Annotated in this window: 23 protein-coding genes; 8 read left to right on the forward strand and 15 right to left on the reverse strand. The window is 36.3% G+C overall.

Going from position 1 to position 21,955, the window contains the following annotated elements; all coding sequences use genetic code 11:
- Nucleotides 1–84: 84 nt before the first annotated feature.
- The 5 genes from ACINWC743_RS00340 to ACINWC743_RS00360 form a co-directional block, all read right to left on the reverse strand.
- Nucleotides 85–822 carry a molecular chaperone gene (locus ACINWC743_RS00340; protein WP_009583908.1) on the reverse strand — a complete coding sequence of 246 codons (738 nt, stop codon included), beginning with the start codon at nt 820–822 and terminating at the stop codon, nt 85–87.
- Entirely contained in the window at nt 822–2,087 is a 1,266-nt protein-coding gene (locus ACINWC743_RS00345) for a fimbrial protein (protein ID WP_035299873.1), read from the reverse strand. The genes ACINWC743_RS00340 and ACINWC743_RS00345 overlap by 1 nt, the downstream gene beginning before the upstream one ends.
- A complete protein-coding gene (locus tag ACINWC743_RS00350) occupies nt 2,084–4,654 on the reverse strand; it encodes a fimbria/pilus outer membrane usher protein (RefSeq protein WP_228129095.1) in 2,571 nt (856 codons plus the stop codon). The genes ACINWC743_RS00345 and ACINWC743_RS00350 overlap by 4 nt, the downstream gene beginning before the upstream one ends.
- 50 nt (nt 4,655–4,704) lie before the next feature.
- Nucleotides 4,705–5,451 (reverse strand): molecular chaperone, encoded by a 747-nt coding sequence (locus ACINWC743_RS00355; protein ID WP_009583897.1) that lies wholly within the window; start codon nt 5,449–5,451, stop codon nt 4,705–4,707.
- A 67-nt stretch (nt 5,452–5,518) separates the two neighbouring features.
- Entirely contained in the window at nt 5,519–6,061 is a 543-nt protein-coding gene (locus tag ACINWC743_RS00360) for a fimbrial protein (RefSeq protein WP_009583941.1), read from the reverse strand.
- A gap of 473 nt (nt 6,062–6,534) precedes the next feature.
- Here ACINWC743_RS00360 and ACINWC743_RS00365 point away from each other — a divergent pair, with 473 nt between their 5' ends.
- The gene (locus ACINWC743_RS00365) at nt 6,535–6,903 is read left to right on the forward strand and encodes a DUF1090 domain-containing protein (RefSeq protein WP_009583914.1); all 369 of its coding nucleotides are present in this window, start codon (nt 6,535–6,537) and stop codon (nt 6,901–6,903) included.
- A gap of 786 nt (nt 6,904–7,689) precedes the next feature.
- Here the strand turns inward: ACINWC743_RS00365 and ACINWC743_RS00370 are convergent.
- A complete protein-coding gene (locus ACINWC743_RS00370) occupies nt 7,690–8,241 on the reverse strand; it encodes a cytochrome b (RefSeq protein ID WP_009583912.1) in 552 nt (183 codons plus the stop codon).
- Between the two features lie 221 nt (nt 8,242–8,462).
- On the opposite strand from ACINWC743_RS00370, the gene ACINWC743_RS00375 reads away from it, so the two are divergent.
- Nucleotides 8,463–8,843: a hypothetical protein gene (locus ACINWC743_RS00375; RefSeq protein WP_009583898.1), complete on the forward strand. Its 381-nt coding sequence runs from the start codon at nt 8,463–8,465 to the stop codon at nt 8,841–8,843.
- A gap of 57 nt (nt 8,844–8,900) precedes the next feature.
- Nucleotides 8,901–9,470 (forward strand): ribonuclease HII, encoded by a 570-nt coding sequence (gene rnhB, locus ACINWC743_RS00380; RefSeq protein WP_004831181.1) that lies wholly within the window; start codon nt 8,901–8,903, stop codon nt 9,468–9,470.
- Between the two features lie 80 nt (nt 9,471–9,550).
- On the opposite strand, the gene csrA is transcribed toward rnhB, so the two are convergent.
- From csrA to ACINWC743_RS00405, 5 genes are all read right to left on the reverse strand, one after another.
- Nucleotides 9,551–9,802, reverse strand: coding sequence for a carbon storage regulator CsrA (csrA, locus tag ACINWC743_RS00385; RefSeq protein ID WP_004721174.1), 252 nt, complete (start codon nt 9,800–9,802; stop codon nt 9,551–9,553).
- Between the two features lie 243 nt (nt 9,803–10,045).
- Nucleotides 10,046–11,326 (reverse strand): aspartate kinase, encoded by a 1,281-nt coding sequence (locus tag ACINWC743_RS00390; protein WP_004831179.1) that lies wholly within the window; start codon nt 11,324–11,326, stop codon nt 10,046–10,048.
- A 63-nt stretch (nt 11,327–11,389) separates the two neighbouring features.
- Complete coding sequence (gene alaS, locus ACINWC743_RS00395) at nt 11,390–14,083, reverse strand: alanine--tRNA ligase (RefSeq protein WP_009583901.1); 2,694 nt, start codon at nt 14,081–14,083, stop codon at nt 11,390–11,392.
- A gap of 245 nt (nt 14,084–14,328) precedes the next feature.
- Nucleotides 14,329–15,105: a hypothetical protein gene (locus ACINWC743_RS00400; protein WP_009583961.1), complete on the reverse strand. Its 777-nt coding sequence runs from the start codon at nt 15,103–15,105 to the stop codon at nt 14,329–14,331.
- Nucleotides 15,106–15,134: 29 nt separating this feature from the next.
- Nucleotides 15,135–15,953 carry a hypothetical protein gene (locus ACINWC743_RS00405; RefSeq protein ID WP_009583905.1) on the reverse strand — a complete coding sequence of 273 codons (819 nt, stop codon included), beginning with the start codon at nt 15,951–15,953 and terminating at the stop codon, nt 15,135–15,137.
- 136 nt (nt 15,954–16,089) lie between these two features.
- On the opposite strand from ACINWC743_RS00405, the gene ACINWC743_RS00410 reads away from it, so the two are divergent.
- Nucleotides 16,090–17,112, forward strand: coding sequence for a type I glyceraldehyde-3-phosphate dehydrogenase (locus ACINWC743_RS00410; RefSeq protein ID WP_005029503.1), 1,023 nt, complete (start codon nt 16,090–16,092; stop codon nt 17,110–17,112).
- Nucleotides 17,113–17,231: 119 nt separating this feature from the next.
- On the forward strand, nt 17,232–17,528 hold the full coding sequence (locus tag ACINWC743_RS00415) for a hypothetical protein (protein WP_009583924.1): 297 nt from the start codon (nt 17,232–17,234) through the stop codon (nt 17,526–17,528).
- A 58-nt stretch (nt 17,529–17,586) separates the two neighbouring features.
- Here the strand turns inward: ACINWC743_RS00415 and ACINWC743_RS00420 are convergent, their stop codons facing one another.
- A complete protein-coding gene (locus ACINWC743_RS00420) occupies nt 17,587–17,886 on the reverse strand; it encodes an AzlD family protein (RefSeq protein WP_009583918.1) in 300 nt (99 codons plus the stop codon).
- Nucleotides 17,883–18,626 carry an AzlC family ABC transporter permease gene (locus tag ACINWC743_RS00425; RefSeq protein WP_009583945.1) on the reverse strand — a complete coding sequence of 248 codons (744 nt, stop codon included), beginning with the start codon at nt 18,624–18,626 and terminating at the stop codon, nt 17,883–17,885. The genes ACINWC743_RS00420 and ACINWC743_RS00425 overlap by 4 nt, the downstream gene beginning before the upstream one ends.
- Before the next feature lie 149 nt (nt 18,627–18,775).
- Here ACINWC743_RS00425 and ACINWC743_RS00430 point away from each other — a divergent pair, with 149 nt between their 5' ends.
- Nucleotides 18,776–19,237 carry an Lrp/AsnC family transcriptional regulator gene (locus ACINWC743_RS00430; protein WP_009583907.1) on the forward strand — a complete coding sequence of 154 codons (462 nt, stop codon included), beginning with the start codon at nt 18,776–18,778 and terminating at the stop codon, nt 19,235–19,237.
- 40 nt (nt 19,238–19,277) lie between these two features.
- Complete coding sequence (locus tag ACINWC743_RS00435) at nt 19,278–20,078, forward strand: shikimate dehydrogenase family protein (RefSeq protein ID WP_035299881.1); 801 nt, start codon at nt 19,278–19,280, stop codon at nt 20,076–20,078.
- A gap of 75 nt (nt 20,079–20,153) precedes the next feature.
- Here ACINWC743_RS00435 and ACINWC743_RS00440 read toward each other — a convergent pair whose 3' ends face one another.
- Nucleotides 20,154–20,561: an Lrp/AsnC family transcriptional regulator gene (locus tag ACINWC743_RS00440; RefSeq protein WP_009583937.1), complete on the reverse strand. Its 408-nt coding sequence runs from the start codon at nt 20,559–20,561 to the stop codon at nt 20,154–20,156.
- Nucleotides 20,562–20,679: 118 nt separating this feature from the next.
- On the opposite strand from ACINWC743_RS00440, the gene ACINWC743_RS00445 reads away from it, so the two are divergent.
- Entirely contained in the window at nt 20,680–21,222 is a 543-nt protein-coding gene (locus tag ACINWC743_RS00445; RefSeq protein WP_035299883.1) for a cysteine hydrolase family protein, read from the forward strand.
- Between the two features lie 66 nt (nt 21,223–21,288).
- Here the strand turns inward: ACINWC743_RS00445 and ACINWC743_RS00450 are convergent, their stop codons facing one another.
- On the reverse strand, nt 21,289–21,798 hold the full coding sequence (locus ACINWC743_RS00450) for a hypothetical protein (RefSeq protein ID WP_009583911.1): 510 nt from the start codon (nt 21,796–21,798) through the stop codon (nt 21,289–21,291).
- Nucleotides 21,799–21,955: the final 157 nt, after the last annotated feature.

The following is a 21,955-nucleotide window of genomic DNA, read 5'->3' on the forward strand; positions in this document are numbered from 1 at the left end:
CCTATACATCTAAAAAAGATTAATCGTTAAATATCAGATTTTATTAGGGTACATAGAACTATACAAAAGTTCTGTTCAGTATTGTCATCTAAATGGTGAAAGACGCTTCTCGAAATGAAGTGCATTGCCCATATCATCTAAAAAATCAAACTTCAATGAATATGAAACATCCTTTTTAAGATGAGCATTCATTCCATATCTTCTTGTGGTGTATGGATAGCACATCATGTCCATCTCAGATTGAATTGGGATGATTTGAGTAGGACTTTCAATGGTTAAATTAATCATCGAGGCATGATAAGGTGTTGAATTCTTACACTCGATAAAATTTTTTCCATCCTCTTCAACAATTTTAAAATACATTTTTTTTACAATAGCTTCAGGTTGCATTCTAGCAATCTGTTTAGGACGGTAAAATAATTTAAGCTGAGTATTCATTGCCAAATTCATATAGGCTGCTTGATCATTATTTCGTTTGACCATAGGAATTTCATAGAGATTGAGCCAAAAAACAGACTCTCTATCGAGTGGTAGAGTCTTGCCATTATATAAAATTCTAAGTCCATATATGTCTTTTGATGCGAGTTTGACAAAAGGCGGTAATATGAGAAATGGCATATTATTAATATCTGGGTTGCCTTCTCCTTGATCAACCCAAGTCTGTAAAATAACTGGATAATCATTCGTATTTGCCAGCATTAAACTTTGTTCATGTTCACCATCGTTAAAAACAACACGTGTTTTAGCAGCCAGTACCCCAGCTTGACTGAGCAATGGATAAAATAAACAGATAAATAACAGTGAAATTTGTTTTATCTTCATTACTGTACCTTAACCAATACATATGCTGTGGAATTCACTTTTCCAGCTTTAATCGGTTCAGTGCCAGGTAATTTTTTTAAAATTGCCGTAAAATTATGCAAATAATGTGTATATCCAGACTCCGTTGAACCCGCTGCTTGCGCACCACTCAGTGCTGGATACCAACCCGCTACTGTTCCCCCCCCAGATAAACCAGGTTGTCCAACAAAATTCATATCCGTCCCTGTATTTGCATTCTTCAAGAAAATCCCTACACCTTTTGCAGACTGTGCATCAGCATAATTATCTGAAAGTAAAGCAGCCACACCATTCTGAGCGTTCACTAACCCCAATTGTTGGGCTGCTACAAATGCACCATATGAAGTCTGTATCCCAATAGCAGTCTGATTATTTCCTGTACCAGAATTAACTTGATTGGAACATTCAATCGCTACATTAAAATTCTCTTGTACAGATTGATTTGCATCAAGACCAGCAGTGCTGATAGTATTAAAAAATACAATCGGGGTCGCATTACGAGCAACACAGGTTGGTTGGTTAGTTAATGTATTACCGACACGCATACCATAACCAAATCCGTTATCAGCGCCCCAAAATCTATAATTTGTATTTGAGTCTTCCCCTACATTATCACTCACCAATCCAGGACCTTTTAACTGGATATAAGCATTCGGTTGTATACATGGACTATAATTACCCGTATCGATCTGGGCACACCAACTAGAAGTCTGCATGAGTGAACTCACACGATAAAGCTCTGCTGTAAGTGGCGGAATATCCATCAAACGGATGTGTATTTTATTTCCAACTTCAGCATAACTGTTTACTGGAACTGCTTGATATCTTCTATTTATCTCAATACCTTGCATGATCAGCTTTAAGCCCACATATTTAAAATAAGTCGCAAAAACATTTGGAAGACCATTGATTGTGCCTATTTCGTCTCTCCCACCTGCTCCGTCATCACCATTGGTTGCGACTAAGAAATAAATATTGCTTAAATCAGTCTTATCACAAATCCAAAGCACACTACTTGCTGTCGCGCCTCCAAAATTATAATTTGTTGATGGAACAACTACACGATCAATCAGACTTCCAACAGGTTGCAGATATGTAGAAGTTAAGTTTACTTTACCAAATGTAATACCTGCCGTACGATTGTCTTCTGTTTGGCTGACTCCGGTTGTTTGACATGTAGCATGAGCAGTTAAAGCAAACAAACTTCCAAATATTATAAAGAGTATGTGTATATAGAGACGAATCATCTGAATGCTCCTGATTTGCAAGTTTGCTCTAAACGAATAATGCTTTGTTTAACCGTTTCATCATTCATTTGATAATGAACCTCACATTTTTGATCGTCTTCATTCCCCCATTTGACAGTAAGCATCCCTTCCTTTAGTGATGTACGTACATACATTTGACCACTTTGCCCTACCATACCAATAACATCACCCTGTTGATCAATGACATCCGCACCTAAAGGAACAAATTCGTCAGAAGCTAACTTTGCTTGAATCAATAATGGATAACCTATTCGCGTTTTGAATTTAACTTTTACGGCTGCACCAGCATATGGAACAATTCGTTGATCATTTGTTTCAATCTCGACGCGATCAGAAATTCCTTTCGGCTCTAATGAAATATTGTTATAGCGATAAGGTGTCATTGCTGGAACCAGCGCGTATCCTTGACGATTAATTCGTGCCCCCTGCCCATTAAAAAGTTTTGCACCTTCAGCACCTTTAGCTTCAACTAAAGCAAAAGTTTCGCCTAAATATGGACCCAATGTTACACCACCTGAATGTACAGCCAATGCACCTTGAACATTGCTTGAAACTTGCCAAAAATTATCACTGACAGCAGCATTCAAGCCTAAAGTATTGCTATTGAAACGTTTATTTAGAGTTGTATTCCATGTCGTCGCTTGCATATTTCGATCATGACTTAAACCAAGTGCATAATTGAGTGACTGATCTTGAGCCAAAGAACCTGATAAGGTGGCTTGGTATGACTCTTTAACGTTATTGGCATGTGAATAAGCTAAATCTAAATTTGGTGAGTTTGCCTTATTATTTCTTCCCAAAGGAAAACTGACTGATAAACTCATAGATGTATCTATATCATTTTTGTGATCAGATGCTTTTAGATCAAACTCATTCAATCTATTGGTTATAATATTTGCATAACCATAACGTTGTCGTATTACAGAAAGATTGAGATTTAACCCATTTTGAAATGCTTTTCCATAACCAATTTGAGCTTGTACATCATTGTCACGACCATCACGATAGTTTTGGACAGATCCTGATAAAAATAATATGCCGTAATCACCAAAACTTTGGTTCAGTGTTAATTCAAAACGAGAGCGTTGCTGATATGTTGACGACGTCCAGTTATGACCATATTTATAAGAATCGCGGATACCAATCACATCACCCAAATCTCGATAACCCACAGTTGAATAGCGATAGCCTGCTAAAGATACTGTCGTATTGGTCGGCTGAAATGTTTTACTATAGGTAAGATTAGTCATCCATCCTGTTAGTAGACTATCACTTGGCAAACTTGCTCTAGAATAAGTGAGGTTTGCACCAAAAGCACCGATACTTGTGGCGTAGGTTCCCCCTAAAAGTCCTGCTTGATAACCATCAGCTAATCGTATCCCTGAATTTAAAGTGATGCCATTACTCATTCCTCGTTGATAAGTCAAATTAGAGAAAAAAGTATCGTCGCCAATATCACGAGTTTTACCGAGATCCAAGTTATAACGAGAAGCGCCTAAGCGCAGAGATTCAGGTACAGCTGAAAATGGGACACTAAACTGAGAGATGGATCCATCAGCTTCTCTCACTTTAACAATCAAATCACCATTAAAATTTGTAGGATATAAATCAGAAATCTTAAATGGACCAGGTGCAACAGTTGTTTGATAAATTTCCTTACCATTTTGCAATATAGAAATATTCGCATTTGTTTTAGCGATACCATGAATCGTCGGTGCATAGCCTCGCATAGACTCTGGTAACATTCTTTCATCAGAACTTAAACTTAATCCATTAAAACTCAAACCAGAAAAAAATTTACCTGAACTGTAGGTTTGCCCTAAAGTCAGTACACCTTGAATAGGTTCTATAGGACGAGATATATAGCTTCGTATATTGGTCCATTTTGTCCCTAATTCCGAAGCATAATTAATATTTGACTGTTGACGATATTGCCATTTCCCAATATTTATCCCGCCATTTAATGAGACATATGCCGCTGATTGAGCTTGAGAATGGTCTTGTAGTTGATAGGAAGTATGATAGTAATTACCCAAATAATTGATGAAGCCTATGCTTTCACCTGCATTCCATTGAGATGCACTCACATAACCACGAGGGACATTAAGCATTTCACTTTGAGGGATACTGATGTCTAAACGTAATTTTTTAAAATTAAAATTGACTGTGCTAGATTGAATATAATTGGATAAAAGAAAACACTGATCGTGCTGTTTTTTCAGATCTGTTAGGATTTGCGCTGAAATTCCCAATTTTTCAATAGATTCTAAATTAAAACACGGTGTAATTTGCTTTTGTAGATCTTCTACAAATTCCAAGTTCATACGTTCGATGTTTTGACCGTTAACAAATACATCAACTTTATAAAAGCCTGACAAAATATCTTCTTTTTGACTGAGTCGTTCTAATAGCTGAATTTGATGCGATGATTGACCACGAAATAATGCTTGATCAAATATATATTCACCATGATCGTCATTCAGCTGATTGCTTGCATAAGCCAAGTGACAGCCACCCGTTAAACTATATAAAAAAAATGTAGACAAAAATCTTCTATAGCCAAAATATTCAGCAAACATATAACTATACTCGCTTCTTATTTATTGAGAGTAATCTCGTGGACGACTAAAGCACCATAATCATTAACTAGCGTAAGCTTAATTTTAAAATCTTTTAACATATTAATATTATTATTAATTTCCCAAGCCACTTGAGCATGTGGGGCGATCAATTCATTTTTATTGACGACGAATTCACCATCTTCAGAAATAAGACTTAATTCTTTGATATTTGCATAATAGGCTGCTGGATTTTGAATGACTAATTGGTTAGATTTCTCATTATTTTTTAGACTGAATTGAAGCTCTTTATAAACATCCGTTACCGAGCCCTTTAGGTTTTTGGGACGATAGAAGACCTTGACACGATTCTTAAAAACAATCATTAAACGACTCGCATCAGCATCTTGCTTTTTAACCGCTGGAAATTCTGAAAAATTCATATAAAACAAAGATTCAGTATTTTGAGAAATCTTCTGTTCACCGGTAAAAAGTAAGCGAACTGTTTGACCTGTATTTGAATTAATACGAAATATTTGTGGGCTGATAATAAAAGGAGCTTGGCTATTTTCAAGCGTCGAATTTTCATCTCCGTCATCTAACCAAATCTGAACAAGGTTGGGATAATGGTCTTTGTTCTGTAAATAGATCGTTTTTTCATTTTGACCGTCGGCAAAAATTACACGTGTTCCAGTCAGTACAACACCAGAAAATGTTGAGGTCACAACTGTTAGACCAAATATTAAGATGAAGCTTTTTATAATATTAACGATCCACCCACTCATTTCCACTACTCCAACCCAAATCATTTGCAACTAGATCCACTGCTTATGCAGCGGATCAAATAAAGTCTTATTGATAACTCAAGGTATATTCAACAACTGATGTCACTGTACCTTGCGTTGCACCACCTGTTTCAGAAATATAACGTGCGCCAAAATCGTAACTTCCACTGGTTGCACCACTAAGCACTTTCAAACCTTCAACAGCTGTTGGTCCATTGAGTACAATCGCTGTTGTTCCAGCTGCTTCTTTAGTCAACTGAATCGCAACATTTGTTGCAGCATTGACAGTTGCAACATTGCCTAAGTTTCCATTTGAAGTAACTGAATGACCTAAAAATTTTGTTTTAATATCGAGTTCTTGAGATGGTGCTGTACATCCAGTGACATTAATCGTAAAAGGAGTTAAACCTGCTTTTGCCCCAGACGCAGTTAAAGTATTTGCAGAAACCGTAGGAAGTAATACAACCCCATTGGTGCCACCATTGATTGAAGCTTGACATGTTTGATCTGTTACTTCGCCTTGAAAGGTTACTGTTGGCGCTGCATAGGTCACACCTACTGTCAAAAACCCTACAGTTGTAATTGCAAAAAAACGATTGAAGAAATTCATAAACTCACCTTTAAAAAAAAACTTAAACAAACAAAATGAAACTATTGAAATAGTAATATTTACATGGTGAATGATTCTTTACATTTCACACAAATAACTTATACATTTAAAACAATTTATCAGCAAAAAAACAAATAACTGAGTCTTATTTTTATAAAAAAACATTAATTTCATATAATTATTTTTACCACACATTTACTCAATAAAAAGTGATAAATTTAACAAAAAAATCAAATAAGATAACCAATCACATTTTTTGAGTTTTAATAATGATTTACAGAACTAAAATATTTTTTTAAAAATTAAATCAGTGATAATTTATTTTAATTATACTTTTTATTCTTAATTCTTAACATATACCGCAAGCTCCATGAAAACTGATTGACATTTCAATAACAAAAGGGTTGCTAAAAAAATATCATTCAATTTAAAATAAAAAATTCTATTACCTTAAATAAAGGATAATCACCCAAATGAAATTTACCAAAATAATCACTATAATCGCTATATTTTTTGGATTATTAAGCAATATAAATGCTGAAAAATATCAAACTTGCGAATCAAAAAAACTAGAAATTGAAAACAAGCTAAAACTTGCGATTCAACACAATAATACTTATGAAATAAATGGACTTAAAAAGGCATTAAAAGAAAACAACCGTTATTGTAACAATACAACATTAAAGCAAGATAGAGATAAAAAAATTCAAGAAAAACAACATAAATTACAAAAACTTAAAGTTGAATTAGAAAAAGAGAAAAAATTAGGAAATATTGATAAAATTAATAAAAAAGAGAGGAAAATTCTAGAGATTGAAAATGAATTAAAAAAATTAAACTAAATATATCATTATTCAAAAATATCTAATTCAAATTTAAAAAATGAATTAGATATTAAATTATTAGATATTTTCTTTATCCAAACTTTCTTTTAAAACTAGATACAAATAATCATAATCCTTACTTTTAGCTTCAGATAAAACTCTCTTAATTCTATCATTAGTCCAACCCTTATACTTTACTCGTGTTAAAAATATTGAAATCAGCACAAAACTATGCTCTCCTTTCCTTAAATAAGTACGATTATATTTTGATTTACGAGTAGTATGATATTTCGACAAAACAATATTTTCTTAAAACAATTGGCACTTAATAATAAAAACATAAATGTATATTTTCTTTTCTTCTTAAACATTTTTTTTAGCATCTTAAGCAAAACCATATATGAAAATCGCAATCCTCCTCAACACTTACTTCTCTTTTGTGTCTACTTAAACATTGATTTCTGCGCTCTAAAGCTTAAATATAGTCAATCTGTTGAAAAATTCATACAGTAGAATATCATTTCTGTTGATCAGTAAAATTAAAGCGATCAATATATTGTTTGATGATATAAAGCTTGCACTGCCACGCTTTAGCTCTAAAGTTTAAATTGTTTTGCGTAGGCGATACTTTACTTTTCAGAGGATTCAAACGTACAAAATAAATGAATCATCCAAATCACTTGTATGAATAATCAGGCGGTTTGACTATATGTCCTGTCCTAAAATAAATTTAAAAAAAGCACATCATTTAGATGTGCTTTTAAGTGCAAACAATTTTAATCTCAAATCGTTGTATCTTGAGATTTAGCCCTGACGAGTCATGCTTTTTAAAACATTATCTTTATCAATAAAATGGTGTTTAAGCGCTGCAAGAATATGTCCGACCAGTAATAACCCGGCTGCCCATGAAATATAAATATGCAGTGGTTTTACAATCGCAGTTAAATCAGGATTGTCTTGAACCAGTCTTGGAATCTCAAACAGATATAATACAGGAACAGGATGACCAGCACTCCAGCTAAATAAACAGCCTGTGATCGGTAAAGCCAAAAGCATGAAATAAAGACCGAGATGTCCCAAGTGAGCCAAAGTTTTCATCAAGGGAGACATGGTTGCTGGGAGTTCTGGCACTGGGTGTGTATAACGCCAAAAAATTCGAATAATCACCAAAAAGATAATCACTGATGCGATATTTTTGTGCAAGGTGATAACATCGCCTTTGAATGGACCATCGACATCATAGCTTAAAAAATTACCACTATAAAAACCAATGACCCATGCGGTGATAAAAATGACTGCCATGACCCAATGTAACCACTGTGCCGTCCTTGTATAGTATTGTGATTTTTGTTGCATGTTACATATTCCAATTTAATTTGATGCTTATGATATGAGTTTTTATCATGGAAATCAGTCTCAAAAAATCAACGGATTGTTTTAAATTTGCAACGCTTAATGCAGAAAATGAGAAATAATTATCCATTTAATGGCAGAGCATAAGATTATTAGAATTTTTAGTTTAATCTCACTATAAGTTTAGGCAAAATATATTCTTTATTCGATAAACTGGAAAAATTGTGAAAAAAACTGCTGCCTTTATTGCACCTTTGATCTTGGCTTTGACTGCTTGTGCAACAACGGATTCAATGGATCCTACTGCAGCAGGGACAACGACACAGCAATTAGGTGCTGTAGCGATGAAAATTGCGATTAATGCAAAATGCACGACAGAATTAGAAAACTTACCTGCATGGAAAGTGGCAACACGAGTGATGACTACTGAACAAAAAAGCAATGTTCAAAGCCAAATTTGTGGTTGTGTGAGTGAGAAAGCACCACAAAGTGTCTCTGCTGTAGACTTAGCAACAGCGGCACTAGATCCTCAGGCGCGTGCAACGATTGTTTCCAATGCAGTAACAAAAACAATTAATGCCTGTGTTGCTGAAGCAATGAAATAATTGCCTAGAATTGTTTAAGGCTTTAATAATTTAGCTATGGATTTGATAGGAAAGACGATGTTAGTTGCTGGAGTTGATGAAGCGGGCAGAGGTCCATTGGTTGGATCTGTTGTTGCTGCAGCTGTTATTTTAGATCCCAATAATCCGATAGAAGGATTAAATGATTCAAAAAAACTGACTGAAAAGAAACGTGAAAAGTTGTTTATTGAGATTAAAGAAAAAGCACTTGCTTGGGCGATAGCTGAAGCAACACATCAAGAAATTGATGAGTTCAACATTTTACAAGCTTCATTGTTGGCAATGCGACGTGCTGTAGAAGCATTAAAGCTTGTTCCTGAGCATGTATTGGTTGATGGGAACAAAGTTCCGAAAGGCTTAAACATGAGCTGTGACGCTGTGGTAGGAGGTGATGCGTTACATGCTGAAATCAGTGCTGCCAGTATTTTGGCAAAAGTGACCCGTGATCATGAAATGGTAGATTTAGACAAGCAATATCCACAATTTGGTTTTGCAAAGCATAAAGGCTATCCAACAAAGGCACATTTTGATGCTATTGCAGAACACGGGGTTATTGATCAACACCGACGTAGTTATTCACCCGTAAAAAAAGCTTTAGGTCTTGAATAAGCACAAAGTTTTTTACCAGTGGTTCAAATAAATTTAAAGCGGCTATATAAGCCGCTTTATATTTCAAAACATTTATAATCTTAACGATTATATGTGTTTTGCGAATTATCATCTTCAAAAGAAGGTTGATAATCTTGATCAATATGTTGCAAATGTTCGTGCATAGCACGTTCATGTTGAATACGTTGATAAATTTCTTCGCGATGTACAGAAACTTCTTTTGGTGCATTCACACCAATACGAACTTGATTGCCTTTAACACCAAGCACAGTAACACTGACTTGATCCCCAATCATCAAAGTTTCTCCGACACGGCGGGTCAGAATCAGCATGTTTATCTCCTTGCTTAAACGCTAAACCTGCGATGAATTTCTAAAAAAATAGAAAACACAACTTTAAATAGCACCGATAATTTTAACAGAATAATGTGACAAGTTTTTCACTTTCTCACTCCTCCGTTGAAATTTTTTAAAACCTCAAAAACTAATATAACAGAGCCACTATAGAAAACACTATAGTGGCTCTGATTTTTTCTTGGTCAAAACAGCGAATAAGCTGCTATATTTGATCAAAAATTACGCACGTGCGCTGGATTCGCCATGTTCACGGTCTAAACCGAACGCTGTATGAAGAGAACGTACCGCAAGTTCAAGATAATTTTCTTCAATAATCACAGAAATTTTAATTTCAGAAGTCGAGATCATTAAAATATTGATCCCTTCATCTGCAAGTGCTGTGAACATTTTACTCGCAACACCTGCATGTGAACGCATACCCACGCCAACGATAGAAACCTTGACAATATCGTCACGTGTTGCAACTTCACGTGCGCCAATTGCTGTTGCAGTTTCTTCTAAAATTGCTTTGGCTTTTTTAAGTTCACCACGATTCACTGTAAATGTGAAATCAGTCGTACCATCTTCTTCAACGTTTTGGATAATCATATCCACTTCAACGTTTGCAGCACCAACAGGCGATAAAATTTTTGAAGCAATACCTGGTTCATCAGGTACACCTAAAATTGTTAATTTAGCTTCGTCACGGTTAAATGCGATACCAGAAATAATTGGCTGTTCCATACTGTCTTCCGCTTCAGTGGTGATTAGTGTTCCGACATTCTTTTTAAAGTCTTCGTCGAATGCGCCATCATTGTCATTATCAAAGCTTGATAATACGCGTAAAGGCACTTGGTATTTACCTGCAAATTCAACTGAGCGAATTTGTAGAACTTTAGAACCAAGAGATGCCATTTCAAGCATTTCTTCAAATGAAATGCGATCAACTTTTTTGGCTTTAGGTGCAACACGTGGGTCAGTGGTATATACACCATCAACATCAGTATAAATTTGACACTCATCTGCTTTCAAGGCAGCAGCCAATGCAACGCCAGATGTATCTGAACCACCACGACCTAAAGTTGTTGTATTACCATCAGCATCAAAACCTTGGAAGCCAGCAACAACAATGACACGACCTGCATCTAAGTGACCGGTCATTACATCAGTATCAATCGCTTCAATACGTGCTTTGGTAAATGCGCTGTCGGTTTTAATCCCAACTTGGCGACCTGTAAGTGACTTAGCTTCAACACCAATTGAATTGAGCGCCATTGCTAACATTGAAATCGTTACCTGTTCACCCGTTGACACCATTTGGTCTAATTCACGAGGATCAGGGGTTTCGGTAATGGCTTTCGCTAAAGCTAATAAGCGGTTGGTTTCACCACTCATTGCTGATACAACCACTACAACCTTGTGGCCGTGGTCATGCCAACGCTTTACACGACGAGCAACATTTAAAATGCGCTCGGGAGTACCCATAGAAGTACCGCCATATTTTTGAACGATTAATGCCATAGTTGTTCCATATAAGCCATGACTCTAATTGGCATTAGAGTCAGTTACACAAAAGGTGAAGTTTTATTTTTGAGCAAGCCATGCAGTTAAATCTGTCATCACTTGTTCAAACTTCTCGTTTAGTGGCGCGCCACCTTGTGCTAAGTCAGGTTTACCACCACCTTTACCACCAAGCTCAGTTGCTAAGTGTTTGATGATGTCACCTGCTTTTAGATTTGCAGTGAAATCTTTTGCTACAGATGCGATCAGGCTCACTTTGTCGCCTTCAACACCTGCAAGCACGATTACTGCATTCTCTAATTTAGATTTGACACTGTCATGAAGATGGCGAACTGACTTCGCATCTTGTCCTTGAACTGTGGCAATAAGTGTTTGACGACCAGCAATTTCTGTCACTTGATTGATCAAGTCAGAAGCTTGGAAGTTCGCCAATTTTTGATTCAATTGTTCGATTTGTTTTTGCAGTTGATGCGCATTTTCAACCGCTGCTTCAACTTTCTCAACAGTTTGGTCTTTTTGGGCTTTCAGTAGATCATTGATATGTAAAATATCGGCATCTACTTTTTGTACTACTTCCAGTGCTTTCGTGCCTGTGACAGCTTCAATACGACGTACACCCGCAGCAACACCACCTTCAGAAGTGATTTTGAATAAACCAATATCACCTGTACGTTTTACATGGATACCACCACACAGCTCGATCGAGAAATTTTTCTCATCTTTTAGTGAGCCCATAGACAGTACACGAACTTCATCACCATACTTTTCACCAAACAACATCATTGCGCCTTTATCTTTGGCTGCTTCGATGCCGAGAAGTTCTGTAGATACAGCAGTATTGGCAATAATTTCAAGGTTCACTAAACGTTCAACTTGTTGCAGTTGTTCGAAGCTTACAGGTTGGTCATTGGCAAAGTCAAAACGTAAAAGATCAGAGGCAACCAATGAACCTTTTTGCTGAACATGTTCACCTAGAATTTGACGCAATGCCGCATGTAAAAGGTGAGTGGCAGAGTGGTTACGTGCAGTCGCGTCACGGATGTCAGCTTTCACAATAGCTTCTACGCTCTGTGTTGCCTTTAGACTGCCTACAGTGACAATACCTTGATGAACAAATGCATTACCTGATTTTTTGGTATCTTGAACTTCAAAAATACCGGTTTCATTTTTAAAGATACCTGTGTCACCAATTTGACCACCGCTTTCTGCATAGAAAGGTGTTTGGTTCAGCACGATCAATGCTTCATCACCTTCAACGACTTCGTCAACTTGAACACCATCTTTATAGATCGCAACAATTTGTCCCTGACCTTGAGTTGCGTCATAGCCGTCAAACTGAGTTTCGCTGTCTACTTTTACAATGCTGTTGTAATCAACTGCAAATTTGCCTGCTTCACGTGCACGTTGACGCTGTGCAGCCATTTCAACTTCAAAACCTGCTTCATCAATTTCGAGTTCACGTTCACGTGCAATATCGGCAGTTAAGTCAGTTGGGAAGCCATAAGTATCGTAAAGTTTAAAGACAGTCTCACCTGGGATAATTTTACCTTTCAGGTTGGCTAATTCACTTTCAAGTAATTTCAAACCTTGTTCAAGTGTTTTTGCAAACAACTCTTCTTCACGAATCAAAGCATTTTCAATAACTTGACGACGCTCAATCAATTCAGGATAAGCTTCACCCATCACATCAATGAGTGGTTGCAACATTTTGTAGAAGAAAGTACCTGTTGCGCCCATTTTATTACCATGGCGTACAGCACGACGAATAATACGACGCAACACATAACCACGTCCTTCATTGGATGGATTTACACCATCAGCAATCAAGAAACAGCATGAACGTGCATGATCTGCAACAACTTTAAGCGAAGCTGGGTATTCAATTGGTTTATTTTGAGTCTGAGCCTCAGCTTGAGCTTGGCTCATATCTACGCCGATGATTTCAGCTGCAGATTTCAATAAGTTTTGGAACAAGTCAATTTCGTAGTTTGAATTGACGTGTTGTAAAACAGCAGAAATACGCTCTAAGCCCATACCTGTATCGACAGATGGCGCAGGAAGATTGTGCAAGACGCCATCAGCAGTACGGTTAAACTGCATAAAGACGTTATTCCAAATTTCGATAAAACGGTCACCGTCTTCTTCAGGTGTGCCAGGTAAGCCACCCCAGATATGATCGCCATGATCAAAGAAAATTTCAGAGCAAGGACCACAAGGACCTGTATCACCCATCGCCCAGAAGTTATCAGATGCGTATTTCTCGCCTTTATTGTCACCAATACGGATGATACGGCTAGCATCTAGACCGATTTCTTTGTTCCAAATATCAAAAGCTTCGTCATCTGTATGATAAACAGTGGCATAGAGTTTTTCTTTTGGAAGGGCTAACCATTCTTCACCTGTTAGGAAATCCCAAGCAAAACGAATAGCATCATGCTTAAAGTAATCACCAAAAGAAAAGTTACCTAACATTTCAAAGAAAGTGTGGTGGCGTGCTGTATAACCCACATTATCCAAGTCGTTATGCTTACCACCTGCACGTACACATTTTTGTGAAGTTGTTGCACGAACATAGTCGCGTTTTTCTAGACCAAGGAAACAATCCTTAAACTGATTCATGCCAGCATTGGTAAACAGCAGAGTAGGGTCATTGGCGGGTACAAGTGAGCTCGACGCGACACGTGTATGTCCTTGCGATTCAAAGTAACGCAAAAATGCTTCACGTATTTCAGCAGTAGTCATAAAACGAGTACTCACAACCAAGTCACTCCTCAATTTTCATATTGGCTAAAAGTGTGTCACTGAGTCTAATTTTATTGCTCAGTCTGCACACAGGCTTAATTTTTAAAAACGCCAAAGTATAACGGAAAATACACGCTCCACCAATGATTTTAAGGTGAATTATTGGTTTTTCTATACAATTGCGACTTTGGTCCAAATAGGTTTTAAATTCTACAAAATTTAAAATACCCCTACATTGTCATTACAACATTTAACGCAAATTAAAAAGGATCAATACTTAAAAAGTTATGATGCTGAAATTTATATACTTGACCATTAAATTTAAGCGTTTGTTGTTGCTTATATTGTTTTTTCACCGAAGTACAGGTTTTGTAGTTGGTTTTGGTCTGATTTTTGGTTTCTTTTAAAATGATGTCCTGTAAGCCATGTGTGATCTTATTTGATAAAATAAGGATGCGTCTGACTTCTGAATTACTGTTTTCTGAACAGTTTCCAATTCGTTCATAGCCGCTTTCATTCATGCTGATACCGCCAATTTCTTTAATGGGGTGTTTAGGATTAACTTTAAATAAAGTTAAATTACTGTGGCTATAAGTGAAACCACCTTGATGCGACGATGAGGTTTCAACACCCACGACATCAATATCATTTAATGTTGAAAAACGGGTGGTATGTAGTTGTGCACCATCATAATGATCGGCATCTGAGTAAAAGGTTTCTGGTGCTTTATACTTTTGCAGAATTTTATGCTGAGAAGAATCAATTAGATATAAATTTAGATCATGTTCCATGTCATCATAAGATTTATAATCAATGGGCTGGCTAATGGCGATTAAGTGAATTCTTTGTGCATTGTCCAAATGGATACAGCTTTGATATGTTTCAGCATCTGTATTTGCAAAACGCTGATTGACCAATTTAAATTGGTCAATCAGTTGTTGTTGCTGTTGTTCTGAGCAACGTTGATAGGGGGCTGCAAATAAGTTTCCTGAAATGTAAACCAATGCCATGCCAAGGGAAATCTGAAATATTTTCATAGGCTCATCTCTAAAAGTTCAAAATCTAATTAAATTCCAAAGTCTAAAAATTTAAGATGTTTAAAACGATATTCTTTACCATCAAATTTCATGATATGACGTTGCTTTTTGACAATACGATGGGTACTACATTTTTTTTCGTCAAGTGTTATGCGCTCTGTTTTTTCAGTGAGTTGAATATCTGCTAAACCGTGACTGTTTTGTTTTAATGGATGTAGTAATATTTGAGCCTCGATTTGTTTATTATTTTCACACATAGACGGTCTTTCGCTACCTGAGTAATTTGTCATAAATTTATCTAAAACCAATTGCAGTTGGTGATTGTTGATTTTGAATAACTTTATTTCACGTATTGTTTTGTCGATCCTGCCTAAATGCTTGTAGGTTAAAGCCAGACCAATAACGGGTGTTGCATAGTCTGTAGAAAAGTGATGAATATCAAATTGTAAATTTTCATACTGACCGATATCTGAAGTAATCGTCATCGGATAATGATAGTGATTTAGAATTTTTTCAGATGTATTGTCAATTAAGTAAAGATTTAAGTCGTAATCTGGATACCCAGACGACAGAGGAGGTGGTTGACTAACTGCGATCAATTGCAGATTTTGATCCAGCTCGATACAGGTCTCAAATGTTGGATAGCGTGTATCGCTGTGTTGTGATGAAATTAGGTTAAGTTGATCAAGCAATTGCTGAGTCTGTGTTTCGCTGCATCGTGAATAAGTATTTTGAACATTCATTTGTTGGGCATAACTGAAAGGAATCAATATAAAAATACATATCGCAATACAGCAAAAATAAAATAGATGCCGCATAAAAGTCATGGTGAGCAAAGATGAATACATTTTTTATCCAATGATGTTTTAAATTCTATTGTTTTCGAAATTTTTCTTGCTAAAGTCAGCTATATATTAACAGTAGTGACCATAAATCTTATACCATATAACTGATTATGGTAGTTTGGCTGTAAAAGGACATCTGATGCAACGTGTGGCAATAAACGGATTCGGGCGGATTGGGCGAAATGTATTAAGAGCTTGGTTTGAAAATCCGAAGAACTTTCATTTTGAAATTGTTGCCATCAATGATATCGCAGACGTTGAAACATTGGTTCATTTATTTAAATATGACACCACTCACGGACGTTTCGATGGTGCAGTCAATATTGTTGAAGAAAATGGACAGCTTTATATGTCTATTGATGCTCGTCAGATAAAACTTAAAGTTCTGATTTTAAGACAAGAAAATCCAGCACTGTTGCCTTGGAAAGAATTGGATATTAATGTTGTTTTAGAATGTACGGGTCTATTTCGTTCTAGAGCGGCTGCAACACAGCATTTAATTGCTGGGGCTAAGCGTGTCATTGTTGGTGCTGCACCATTTGATACTGTTGATGCTGCAATCGTATATGGTGTTAATCACCATGAAGTCAAAGCCTCTGACCAAATCATTTCCAGTGTGTCTTGTACCACACAGGCGTTGGTGCCATTGGTCAAAATTATTGATGATGCTTTTGGTATAGAAAGTGCCTTGATGACAGAAATTCACGCGGTTACAGCGGATCAATCGGTATTGGATCATGCTCATCGTGATTTGCGTCGTGCAAGAGCTTCAGGTCAAAACATAATTCCTACCACATCTTCAGCGCTGGGTGCATTGAAGCAAGTCATGCCAAAAATGGAAAATCGAATTGATGGTTTTTCAATTCGGGTACCGACCATTAATGTGGCTGCAATTGATTTAAGCTTTGTTGCAAAGTCAGCGATGACGACGCATTTGATTAATCAAACTTTGGTTCAAGCTGCAAAATATGATTATGCGGAAATTATGTCCGTGACAGATGAACTATTGGTTTCAAGTGATTTTAATCATTCACCTTATTCATTGATTGTTGATCTCACCCAAACACTTGTTGTAGGACAGCAGGCTAAGGTTTTTGCTTGGTATGATAATGAATGGGGCTATGCGAATCGCTTGCTTGATCTGTGTGAATCATTCTATTGAACATTCACTGATGCGTGTGTGATAACAATGCATGCAACACGATGAGAATTCATCACTTTTAACGTGCTGAAATAAAGATAAAATAATGATAGATCACATCTTATAATTGGGGAATGATGATGTTTTTTATGTATATCACTTTGGTGATTGTCTATTTGGCAATTATTTTTATGGTTTGGCAAATGGGGAAGTTGAATAAGCAAAATATCACCTTAATTGAGCGAACCAATCACCAAGAACATTTGATTCAATCACAGGAGAATCATCTTAAACAAACATTACAAATTATGCAGGATTTAGCAAAAAAGATGCAAGTACAACAAGAGGTCTTGGACAATACCTCTAATCGTTTGACTCAAGTTGAGTTTCAAAATGCTGAACTGATTAAAATACTTCAACAAAGTAAACAGCCTTAATTTGCTCAAGAAAGTAGAGATGGATGGGTAAATCATGCTCGCAAACAGTTGAGATACTTTATGCGATCAAGTATCTCAACATCGCTGTGGCGACAATACTGATCATTACAGTAGGAAGTAAAGACAAATAACAAGCAGCCAGTATGGTCACGGCAATTGCAACTAAATTCGCTGGATGATCAGAAACAAAATATGGTGCGATGACAGAAACAAGTACGCAACCCGGAATGACTTGCAAAATCCGTGTGGTTCTTTTACTGAGCTGTCGATTTTTTAACACCAAATAGCCTAAAACTCTGGTTGAATATGTGGTCAATCCAACGCATAGAATCGCGATAAAGGTGGTCATATGAATCATTCGTCATCTCCAATAAACAAGAAGGCAGCAATAATTCCTGAAATAGAACCCACTAAAACGTACCATCCTTTGGGTAAAAAGTAATAAGCCAAAGCGGCAGCGATGAGGCTAACCAACCAAGGTAATGCGGGTTTAAAGCCTTTCCACATTCCACGTAAAAGCACTAAGCATACAGCCGGAAAAGCCATGTCAAAACCAAATTTGGTAACATCTCCAAGAAAAGAGCCAATACCAACGCCAAGCGTGGTGAAGCTAACCCACATAACATAAAGTGCAAAGCAGAGTCCGATATAAAAGAACACACTAAAGCCCGCATAGGGATTTCGTGGATTTTGTTTGTGGGCATCGGTAATGCTTAAAGCCCAACTTTCATCACACATGAAAAATAACAAAGGCAAAGATTTACGGTTGGGCAAGTGTCGAATATAAGGTGCTAAACTAGCGCCCATTAAAATATGGCGACTATTCACCAAAAACGTGATTAAGATAAGAAAAAGAAGTTGTGGTGGTTGGGTCCATACTTCAATAATGGCAAATTCTGAACCACCCGCAAAATTAAGTCCTGTAAGTAGAGGGACTTCTAAAGCAGAGAAACCTTTTTGAGCAGCTTGAGTTCCCAGTACCAAGGCAAAAGGGATAATCCCTAATAACATCGGAATGGATGTTTTAAGACCGCGTAAAAATTCTCTGAAATCAATAGAATCATTCAGTTCTGCTGCGGTGTTTTTAAAACTTAACATGAGAAGCTCAAAGTCGAAAATACGGTGTTTGTTTATTTTATGCCACTTGATAGGCTATTTTTCTCTAAATTTTCTGCTTGTAAAATTTATTTTGCAATAATATTGCTGAAATATGTTATTTTTTAAATTTATATACTAAGACTGGTTTTATGAAATTAGACCAAACAGATCGTCGTATTTTGCGCGCTTTACAGCAAAACGGTAAGTTGCAGAATAATGAGTTAGCCGAGCAGATTGGACTATCCGCTTCTCCATGTTTAAGACGAGTAAAACAACTTGAAGATGAAGGGATCATTGACCAATATGTGGCTTTGGTAAACCCGCAAAAAGTCAATCTCAGTTTGACGGTGTTTGCTCGAATTTGGTTGAAAAGTCAGGATGAGCAAACCGTAAACCGTTTTAACGATTCGATTATGAATATTCCTCAGATCGTAGAGTGCCAATTGATGGCAGGCGATTGTGATTTTTTCTTACGTATCGTTGTTTCTGATTTAGAAGCTTATCGAAAGTTTCAAATCAATCATCTTAATAAAATATCAGGAATTCAGAATGTAAAAACTGAAATCCCTTTGCAAAAAATCAAACTAACCACGACTTTGCCATTGGATTAGTACGAGTTATTATAACCTGTAGACTAAGAGATATAGTTAAATGAAAATAAATGGCTCAACAAAAATAATAGCCTTAATTGGAGACCCTATAGTAAAGGCAAAAACTCCAGAAATGTTAAACCAACTGTTATATGAACGAGGTTTGTTGGGAGAATATGTGGTTGTAGGATTTCATGTGAGTAAGGAGAATTTAAAAAGGACAATCGATGGTTTGAAATGTATTGAAAATTTTATTGGTGCAGTGATTACAATGCCTTTTAAAAACTCGATAGTACCTTTATTAAATAGTTTTGAAGAAAATGTTGGTTTTCTTCAAGCATGTAATGTGATTTTAAAAAGAGATTCAAATATATTACATGGCTATAATTTTGATGGATTAGGATTTGTTAATGGCTTGTTTAAACAAGGTTATATTGTAAAAAATAAAGTTTGCGTTTTAGTTGGAGCTGGTGGAGCAGCATCATCTATCGCATATCAGTTGCTTCAAGAGCAATGCCACAAACTTGTTATATTAAATCGGACAGAAGAAAAAGCACAATATTTAAGAGCTAAATTATTAAAGCTATTTCCAAATGCAAATATTACATTGGATGTAGTTAATTTAACATATATTGATATTTTGATTAATGCAACTCCACTGGGGATGAATACTACTGACTTGTTACCCTTAGATAAAACACATATTCGAAAAGCAAAATTGGTTGCAGAGTGCATTGTGTCGCAAGAAAAAACAAAACTAATTGAATATGCAGAGCAGTTTGCGGAAATACATTTAGGTAAGTTTATGTTAGAGGGGCAACTAAGCCAAATTTTAGATCTATTTTTAAAAGATACGCTTTAAGTAAATTCTAGATGTGTAGAATTAACAAATATATACTAGGTTTTTTAGTGTATAAAATGATCATTGTTAAGTCTGTTAAGGTTCTATTGTTTTTACCACACTATCAACTGAATATTGCCCCCATTCAGACAGTTGTTCGATAAAGTGATTGATTGCTTGACTGTCAAAATGAGCCACTAACATATAGCAAGCAGAACCGCAGACTTTATAACAACTTTCGATCGCTTCAAACTGCATAACAAATGCTTCAAACTTTTCAAAATCATTATTTTGCATCATTACTCGGATAAACTGAGTCGTTGGATGATTTAAAGCAATTGTGTATTTTTGAATTGTACCTTCGTCTTGCATTCGGGCGATACGACTACCAACGGCTTGCCCTGTACGGTGAACCAATTGTCCAATGTCTTTATTACTGAGTCTAGAGTCAGTTTTTAGAATCTTTAAAATTTTTAGATCGATTGGGTCTTTGGGCAACGTCATGATTTTAACAATTTTTCAATTTGAAAGTGTCTAGACATTTATTCTTTCATGAGTGACTGCAAACATCTAGAACTTTTGCTTAATCTTATAAAACTTCAACAGAACAGTGAAAATGAAAATGAGTCGTACTGCTTTATTGGTGATTGATGTTCAAAATGATTATTTTCCACAAGGCAAGATGGCGTTGTTTGGTGCAGAACAAGCTTTAAAGCATATCAATCGATTGGAAGCTGATTTTATCAAAAACGCTCAACCAATTATTTATATTCAACATATTGCTAAACAAGCGCAAGCAACTTTTTTTGAACAGGGAACAGAGGGAGCTGAATTGCATGCTGGCTTGCAGATCAATCAAGACCCAATCATCATTGAAAAGCACTATCCCAACAGTTTCTTTCAAACGAACTTAAAGCAAGTGCTTGATCAGCTTAAAGTAGAGCGTTTGGTTATTAGCGGAATGATGACGCATATGTGTGTCGATGCGACATCTCGTGCCGCGGCGGAATTGGACTATCAACCAATAATCATTGCTGAAGCAACAGCGACACGCCAACTCAGTTATGCAGGTAAAACAGTACAAGCTGAAGATGTGCAAACGGCATGTTTATCTGCATTTCAGATGTTTTCACAAGTCATCAGTATCGATGATTATTTAAAATAACCAAAATAAAAGGAAGTGCAAAAGGATAAGCGCTTTTGCATTTCCCATTTTAAATCAAAATAGCTTCTATTCTTGATTTAAAAAACCTTCTTTAATTTTTTCAGGCAATCCTGCATGCCACCATGTATAGATCGATGATTTAATTTCTTCATCATCTTCTGGATCATTGTATGGTTCATCATCTTCTCTGATTAATTCATCACCATCAAATTTAAACCAAAATTCCCACGGGTCATCATCACCGCATCCCCACGCACGTACATCAATCTCATCAAGTAGAGATTTTAAGAAAAGCACAATTGCTTCAACAAATTCGTCACCTGAAGACCCATGTACAAAATGGGCAATGGAGTAGCCATCAACAGCATAAATGGACTCTGGACCTAAATCGAACTCGACATTGTCTACAGTATTTAAAAGGTCTTCAGCCAGTTCATGTCCCATCTCTGGGTTGATCTCAACCGCGGAAGTCATAAATTTATCCTGATCCCCTCGATGTGCTTTAAATAATTCATCCAGTTTTAGCATAAGGTTTGGATTTGGATGTTTGTAATAAATGTTGCTATGAAGTTCCATGCGTTCCCCGATTTTAATATTTAAGTGATGTTGATGTTGGTGATGCTTTTCTATGCAAATGAATTATATTTTGAACAGTGCAAAAAGCAATCGGCTTTAAAATTAAAATTTAAATAAATACAAACTATTGTGTTTAGTTTAAGCTGCAGTTTCTAAC

This window comes from Acinetobacter sp. WC-743 (genome assembly GCF_000335555.1).
Lineage (GTDB): Bacteria > Pseudomonadota > Gammaproteobacteria > Pseudomonadales > Moraxellaceae > Acinetobacter > Acinetobacter bereziniae.